Origin of the sequence: Odoribacter sp. Z80 (genome assembly GCF_009935865.1) — a bacterium.
GTDB lineage: Bacteria > Bacteroidota > Bacteroidia > Bacteroidales > Marinifilaceae > Odoribacter.
On record NZ_QWEL01000003.1, the window covers coordinates 337,085 to 345,484 of the forward strand.

At 40.7% G+C, this 8,400-nt stretch carries 4 protein-coding genes and 1 pseudogene; 3 read left to right on the top strand and 2 right to left on the bottom strand.

Annotated elements, in window-relative coordinates:
- Positions 1-8 precede the first annotated feature (8 nt).
- From carB to radA, 3 genes are all read left to right on the top strand, one after another.
- A complete protein-coding gene (carB, locus tag D1136_RS04975; RefSeq protein ID WP_161876521.1) occupies positions 9-3,221 on the top strand; it encodes a carbamoyl-phosphate synthase (glutamine-hydrolyzing) large subunit in 3,213 nt (1,070 codons plus the stop codon).
- A gap of 169 nt (positions 3,222-3,390) precedes the next feature.
- A complete protein-coding gene (locus D1136_RS04980) occupies positions 3,391-5,724 on the top strand; it encodes a transglycosylase domain-containing protein (protein ID WP_161876522.1) in 2,334 nt (777 codons plus the stop codon).
- A gap of 14 nt (positions 5,725-5,738) precedes the next feature.
- A complete protein-coding gene (gene radA, locus D1136_RS04985) occupies positions 5,739-7,100 on the top strand; it encodes a DNA repair protein RadA (RefSeq protein WP_161876523.1) in 1,362 nt (453 codons plus the stop codon).
- 500 nt (positions 7,101-7,600) lie between these two features.
- On the opposite strand, the gene D1136_RS04990 is transcribed toward radA, so the two are convergent.
- Together D1136_RS04990 and D1136_RS10890 are read right to left on the bottom strand one after the other, a co-directional pair.
- Complete coding sequence (locus tag D1136_RS04990; RefSeq protein ID WP_161876524.1) at positions 7,601-8,068, bottom strand: hypothetical protein; 468 nt, start codon at positions 8,066-8,068, stop codon at positions 7,601-7,603.
- 116 nt (positions 8,069-8,184) lie between these two features.
- A pseudogene (locus tag D1136_RS10890) lies at positions 8,185-8,400 on the bottom strand (hypothetical protein); the annotation flags it as partial.

Below are 8,400 nucleotides of genomic sequence, written 5' to 3' on the forward strand. Positions count from 1 at the left end.
GCAAGGGTATGAAAGAAATAAATAAAATATTATTGCTGGGTTCCGGAGCTTTAAAAATTGGTCAGGCCGGAGAGTTTGACTATTCAGGTTCCCAGGCATTGAAAGCAATAAGAGAAGAGGGAAAATATAGTGTGCTGATTAATCCGAATATTGCAACTGTACAGACTTCTGAGGGTGTAGCCGATAAGATTTATTATTTGCCGGTGACACCGGAATATGTGGAAGAGGTGATTAAAAAAGAACGTCCCGACGGTATTTTGCTTTCTTTCGGCGGACAAACCGCTTTAAATTGCGGAGTGGAGTTGTTTCAGAAAGGTATTCTGGAAAAATATGATGTACAGGTATTGGGAACTCCTATACAGGCTATTATTGATACGGAGGACCGGGAAATTTTTGCTAATAAATTGCATGAAATTGGTGTAAAGACTCCCCGGAGCATCGCGGCTAATAATATGGAAGAAGCCATTGCCGCTTCTAAGGAATTGGGTTTTCCGATTATTGTACGGGCAGCATACACTTTGGGGGGATTAGGTTCAGGTTTCTGTTCCGATGAAGAAGAACTCCGGAGACTGGCTGCCAGTGCTTTTTCTTATTCTCCTCAGGTGTTGGTGGAAGAATCCCTGAAAGGATGGAAAGAAGTGGAATATGAAGTGGTGCGGGACCAGTATGATAACTGTATTACGGTTTGTAATATGGAAAATTTTGATCCCCTTGGCATCCATACCGGAGAGAGTATTGTAGTGGCACCTTCTCAGACATTAAGTAACAGTGAATATCATAAGCTTCGTGCTATTGCCATCAAAATTATCCGTCACATCGGAATAATCGGAGAGTGTAATGTTCAGTATACCCTGGACCCGAATTCTGAGGATTATCGTGTAATTGAAGTGAATGCCCGTTTGTCCCGTTCCAGTGCTTTGGCGTCTAAGGCAACCGGATATCCTTTGGCTTTTGTTGCTGCAAAATTAGGGTTGGGCTATGGTCTGCATGAAATTAAAAATTCTGTTACCAAAGTGACTACCGCTTGTTTTGAGCCTGCTTTGGATTATGTGGTGTGTAAGATTCCCCGTTGGGATTTGAGTAAATTTGAAGGAGTATCTAAATTGATAGGTTCTTCTATGAAAAGCGTCGGTGAGATTATGGCTATCGGCCGTACTTTTGAGGAAGCTATTCAAAAAGGACTTCGGATGGTAGGTCAGGGGATGCACGGATTTGTTGGCAATAATATAGAGATTCCGGATGTGGATGAAGAATTGCTGAATCCTACGGATAAGCGTATTTTTGCTATAGCTGAAGCTTTTAACAAAGGATATTCTGTGGAAAAAATCCATGAGATAACCCGGATTGATAAATGGTTTTTGGAGAGATTACAAAATATTTATCACCTGAAAGAGGAATTGAACAAATATTCCACTATTACAGGGGTCAGTTCGGTATTGTTGCGGAAAGCCAAACAAATGGGATTTTCTGATTTTCAGATCGGGAGATTTACTATCAAAAATGACCAGCCGATACATCAGAAAATGTTGATGGTCCGCGAGTACCGCAAAGGCTTGGGAATTGTTCCTTATGTAAAACAGATAGATACATTGGCCGGAGAATATCCGGCAATGACTAATTATTTGTATATCACCTATAATGGTTCGGAAAATGATATTCAGTATGAACATGATGGTCGCTCTGTCATTGTTTTGGGGTCGGGTGCATATCGGATTGGCAGTAGCGTAGAGTTTGACTGGTGTGGGGTAAGTGCTTTGCATACCATTAATAAATCCGGCTATCGCTCTGTAATGATCAATTATAATCCGGAAACAGTAAGTACGGATTATGATACGTGCGACCGTTTGTATTTTGATGAACTCTCTTTTGAGCGGGTGATGGATATTGTGGAATTGGAAGACCCGAAAGGGGTAATCGTTTCCACCGGAGGTCAGATACCGAATAACCTCGCTATGCGGTTGAATGCCCAGCACGTAAATATTCTGGGAACTTCTGCTGAATCTATTGACCGGGCCGAAGACCGTCAGAAGTTTTCCACCATGTGCGACCAGTTGGGAATTGACCAGCCCCGTTGGAAAGAATTGACCAGTTTGGATGATATTTATAAATTCGTGGAAGAAGTGGGTTTCCCTTTATTGATACGTCCTTCTTATGTTCTTTCCGGAGCTGCTATGAATGTGGTGTCCAATAAAGAGGAATTGGTTCGTTTCCTGGAGTTGGCGGCTGAAGTTTCGAAGGATTATCCGGTCGTAGTAACGGAATTTATCGAACAGGCAAAAGAAGTTGAAATAGATGCTGTGGCCCAGGGAGGTGAAATTAAAGCCTATGCTATCAGTGAGCATGTAGAGTTTGCCGGCGTGCATTCCGGTGATGCTACTATTGTTTTTCCTGCCCAGAAGCTGTATGTGGAAACTCTTCGCCGGATAAAGAAGATAGCCCGGGCTATTGCTAAGGAGCTGAATATCTCCGGTCCTTTCAATATGCAGTTCTTGGCTAAAGACAATGATATTAAAGTCATTGAATGTAATCTTCGCGCTTCCCGGAGTTTTCCGTTTGTATCTAAAGTGTTAAAATACAATTTTATCGAGATGGCAACCCGCATTATGTTGGGTGAGCATGTGGAAGCATTGAACAAATCGGTTTTTGATTTGGATTATGTGGGAGTAAAAGCCTCTCAATTTTCTTTTGCCCGTTTGCTGAAAGCTGATCCTGTTTTGGGGGTAGATATGTCTTCGACGGGTGAGGTTGGTTGTATCGGTGAGAATTATTACGAAGCCATCCTGAAAAGTATGATTTCTGTGGGTAACCGGATTCCTGAAAAAAATATTCTGATTTCTTCAGGGCCCAGCCGTTCGAAAGTGGAATTGCTTAATTCAACTAAAATGCTGATGGAGAAAGGGTATCATATTTTTGCAACTGCCGGTACTGCCAAGTTTTTTGAAGAGAATGGCATAAATGTGACTTTATTGCATTGGCCGGACGAACAAAAGGAACCAAATATAATGGATTATCTCCGGAATAAGAAAATTGATATGGTGATTAATATTCCGAAGAACTATTCCAAGCGCGAATTGGATAATGGCTATAAAATACGTCGTGCGGCAGTGGATTATAATATTCCATTGATTACCAATGCCCGTTTGGCCAGTGCGTTTATATATGCCATTTGTAAAGTAAACCGCGAAGATATAGCCATTAAAAGTTGGGACGAATACAAATAATTGTATTTCCATAGCGATATAGAGGATGTGTCAGGGTGATGATACATCCTCTTGTTGTGTTCAGGAAAAGTGTGTCTCAGACAATTTTGAAAAAATGTTATCGTTTAAATTAAAATGAAATATCTCTGTAATTTTTAATTACTTTTGTTTTCTACTAATACGAATAGGCATGGTAAAAAAATATTGGAAATTATTCGTCATATTCTGGTCGGTGGTTTTTGTCGGCATAGGAGTTGTTTTCCTTTTTTTCTATTTGATTTCTATCGGAAAGCTTGGCTTTATGCCTACTTTTGAAGAGTTGGAAAATCCCAATAACCGCTTTGCTTCTGAAGTTTATTTTGCCGATGGTCCGGTGATGAACAAATATTTTGAAAAGGAAAACCGGAAGTATATAGAGTATAAAGAAATACCGCAATCTGTCATTGATGCTTTAATTGCAACGGAAGATGTCCGTTTTTATGAACACAGTGGGGTAGATGTCCGGGGATTATTCCGGGTGTTAAAAGGGGTACTTACAGCCAATACCTCTGCCGGAGGAGGTAGTACAATCAGTCAGCAGCTGGCAAAGATGCTGTTCCCACGGGAGCCGGATTTGAATGTTTTTGAATTGGCTATCCGTAAGTTTCGCGAATGGGTCATTGCAGTGAGACTTGAAAAAAGCTATACCAAGGAAGAGATTATTACCATGTATTTGAATAAATACGATTTTTTGAATCTGGCTGTCGGAATCAGTTCTGCTGCAGATATTTATTTTCAGATTCCTTTGGATTCTTTAAAGATGGAGCAGGCAGCTATGTTGATCGGTATGGCTAAAAATTCATCATACTATAATCCGGTGAGACGTCCTGAATTAACTTTAAATCGCAGGAATGTAGTACTTGCTCAGATGTACAAGTATGATAAAATTTCTGAGCAACAGTATGATTCTTTACGACTGTTGCCTTTGGGATTGCAGTTTAAACGGGTGGACCATAAAGAAGGATTAGCGACTTATTTCAGGGAATATCTGCGCTTGTTTATGACGGCAAATAAGCCTGAAAGAAAGTATTACGGTAATAGAGAACAATACCGTTTGGATTCTGTAGCCTGGGAGACCAATCCGTTGTATGGCTGGTGTAAAAAGAATGTGAAGGTGGATGGTACTCATTACGATTTGTATTCTGATGGTTTAAAGATTTATGCCACTTTGGATTCCCGTATGCAAAAGTATGCAGAAGAGGCAGTGCGGGAACATTTATCTCAGGATTTGCAGCCTCTGTTTGATAAAGAAAAGGTAAATAAATCGAATCCTCCTTTTTCTAACGATATGACAGAAGAAGAGATTGAGGGGGTGTTAAATACGTCTATCAGGCAATCTGAACGTTACCGCGTTTTATCCCGGGCCGGTAAAAAATATGCTGAGATCCGGAAGACTTTTGAGCAACCGGTGGAGATGCAGGTATTTACCTGGAAGGGAATACGTGATACGGTGATGACCCCGCTTGATTCTATCAGGCATTATAAGTCTTTTTTTCGTTCCGGGTTTATGGTGATGAATCCTAAAAACGGTTATGTCAAAGCTTATGTCGGAGGTCCGGATTATCGCTATTTTATGTATGATATGGTGAGTGTAGGAAAACGGCAGGTTGGTTCCACCATAAAACCGATTTTATACACTTTAGCTATGCAGGAAGGCTTAGGACCATGTGATAAAGTCCCTAATATACCTCAGACCTTTATATTGCCGGACGGAGTGCCCTGGACTGCTCGCGGAGGGACGAAGCGAAAAGGGGAGATGGTAACATTGCGTTGGGGGTTGGCTAATTCCGAGAATAATATTTCGGCCTGGGTATTGAAACAATTTACACCCGGGGCGGTTGCTCAGATGGCTCATAAAATGGGGATTACGAGTTTTATTGACCCTGTCCCTTCTGTTTTTTTGGGAACAGCAGAGATTTCAGTAAAGGAAATGGTGACTGCTTACTCTATTTTTGCGAATAAGGGGGTTTACAATTCTCCTTTGTTAGTCTATCGGATTGAAGATAAATACGGGAACGTATTGGAGCAGTTCCTCCCTGATTCGCGGGAAGTGATTACTGAGAATACAGCTTATCTGATGTGTAATTTGCTGGAAGGGGTCGTAACGGGAGGAACGGGTGTTCGTTTGCGTTACCGCTACAAATTGATGAATCCGATGGGAGGAAAAACAGGTACAACCCAAAAGCATGCCGATGGTTGGTTTATGGGAGTGACTCCGGATCTGGTCGGGGGAGTGTGGGTTGGCGCCGAAGACCGGTCTATCCGTTTCCAGAATCTGGCTAATGGACAGGGAGCAAGTATGGCTTTGCCTATATGGGCAAAATTTTTGCAGAAAGCTTATGCAGACTCATCGTTAAAGATGACGGATGCTCCTTTTGAACGGCCGGCAGGGGTGACCAAACGTCTGGATTGTGATGAAACCGTTCCGGCAGAATCTGCAGAGATGAATAACGAAATAAATGAAGAGGACGAAGAGTTTTATTAGAATAGGGATTTACGATGAAATCTAAAACGGTATATGTCTGTAAGAATTGCGGAGCAAAGGAATCCAAATGGACGGGACGTTGTAATGTATGTGGAGAATGGAACAGTTTTGTTGAAGAAATAGAAGTGTCAGGTCAGGGGAAAAGGAATATTTCTGTCGTTGGTAGCCCTACTTCTAAGGCTTTACGTCTGTCTGAGATTAAAGTGAATGCAGATGCCCGCCGCGATACCGGAGACCAGGAATTGAACCGGGTATTGGGTGGGGGTATGGTTCCGGGGTCTATGATTCTTTTGGGAGGAGAACCGGGTATTGGAAAATCTACATTAGTACTTCAGTTTGCTTTACACAACCAGTGTGGAAAGGTGTTGTATGTTTCCGGTGAGGAAAGTATCTCGCAGATAAAAATGAGGGCGCAGCGCTTGAATGCTGATAATGATGAATGTCTTTTTTTATCCGGGAATTCTTTGGAGGTGGTATTGGAACATGCCCGTACTATCCAACCGGATTTGTTAATTATAGATTCCATCCAGACTTTAGCCACTGAAATGGTTGATTCCATTCCCGGCAGTTTGTCTCAAATCCGGGAGTGTACTAATGCGTTGCTGCGGTTTTGTAAGGAAAATACGATTTCCACGATTTTAATCGGACATATCACAAAAGACGGACAACTGGCCGGACCTAAAATTCTGGAACATATGGTAGATACGGTGTTGCAGTTTGAAGGAGACCAGCAATACATGTATCGTATATTGAGGTCTATGAAAAACCGTTTTGGTTCCACTTCTGAGATTGGGATATATGAGATGTTGCAATCCGGTTTGCGTCAGGTGAGTAATCCTTCCGAGTTACTTTTGTCGAATCATAATCAGGAGTTAAGTGGTATTGCGGTATCTGCAACCGTAGAAGGCGTGCGTCCCATTTTGCTGGAGGTGCAATCGCTGGTCTCTACAGCAGCCTATGGAGTGCCTCAGCGTTCTGCTACGGGTTTTGATTCAAGGCGTCTGAATATGTTGCTTGCCGTACTTGAAAAGAGGGTTGGATTTAAATTAGCTGCTAAAGACGTCTTTTTGAATATAGCAGGAGGCATTAAGGTAAATGACCCGGCTTTGGATTTGGCCGTAGTGATGGCTGTTTTATCATCCAATATAGATGCGGCTCTTCCCGGTGATACCGTTTTTGCCGGTGAAGTCGGGTTGTCCGGAGAGATACGGGCGGTCAGTCGCATTGAACAACGGATTTCCGAAGCAGAAAAATTAGGTTTTAAACGTATCTTTGTGCCCCTGGGAAATAAAAAAGGATTCTCCAAAAAAGTGGAAAAAATAGAAATCTGTTTTGTCTCTAAAATAGCCGATATTTGCCGCAAATTGTTCGGTTGACGTGAATTTCAAAAACAACCAAAAATCAACCCCAAAAGAAAAACCACCTACTTTCGTAAGTGGTTTATCTTCTGTGACCTCGGAGGGGCTCGAACCCTCGGCCCATTGATTAAGAGTCAATTGCTCTTCTCCGGCATCAAAAGCTGCGCTTTCGACGCCACCAGCGAGCTACGAAGTCTTTTAGCTATTTCTTTTTTGTTTCGGTTTAACTCATGGTTTAACTTGTCAAGTAAACGAAAGTAAGTTAATACTATTGTTAATTCTATCTTGGTTGTGTCTGTTATTTATTCTTCATAGGCAATTAAATTTTAAATTTATACTTCCTGTTTATCGTAATGGAGTAATAAAATACTGACTTTATCTCCTCCTGTACTCGTATATTTCCTGTTGGTGATAAATCTGGTAAAAGGTATATATAACCGGAATTACTGTATTTTCCCACCACCAATAAAAAAGCCAGCAACGGGTGGGATGCTGACTTTTGTACAATTAAACTAAAATCAATCAGTAGTAATATCATTTAGTTCATTATATAATAATAAACGAGACTTGTTAAAATCAGGGAGATATTCTTCACAACGAATCTCTTTCGTCATTGTTTCACTTTCATTTCGGAGTTTAAATATGGGAGCGAAACTTTCTTTGCCAATCGTTGTAGATTCAGTCAATTCGTATAGTTTCCATGCTTCTCCTTTTTGTGTTTTGAATATGATTTCACAAGGTTCATAATTACTATTATAAAATCCGAAATTATGAAGCCAATACCCATTCCATCTATCAATCGTTGCCCAATAACTTGCAAGGGGAATTACATAATCAAATTCTCCTTTGTAATGTGGTTTAAGGATAGCATCTGCAAATCCTTTTTTTAAATCTTTGGATAAGTAAATATAATATTCTTTCCTATATTCTATGTGCTTTCTTGTTTTTAGGAAATCAAGCAGATTCGAAAATTCTTGGATAGTCATAATTACAATAGAAATAAGATATTAATAAAAGAAACATATCATCTTTAATTTCACCACCCCCAACTCCCTAAGGAATCAGGAGTGGTGAAAAGGTTAATAAATTATTTTGTTTGTTTTTAGTAATACACTTCCCACCCCTTATTTTCTGCAATACTCTTGTCACAAGTTTCACTTCCGGGGTTGTCATATATAAAGATGTTTCCTGTTTTCCCTTGCGGTAAATCCCTGAAAATCTGGTTTAATGCGGAAGAAGTTAGGTTATTTTCTCCACAGTACAAGTCTGTCAATGCTGTATTCTTGCTTACATCTAATGAAGTCAGGTTATTGCCTCC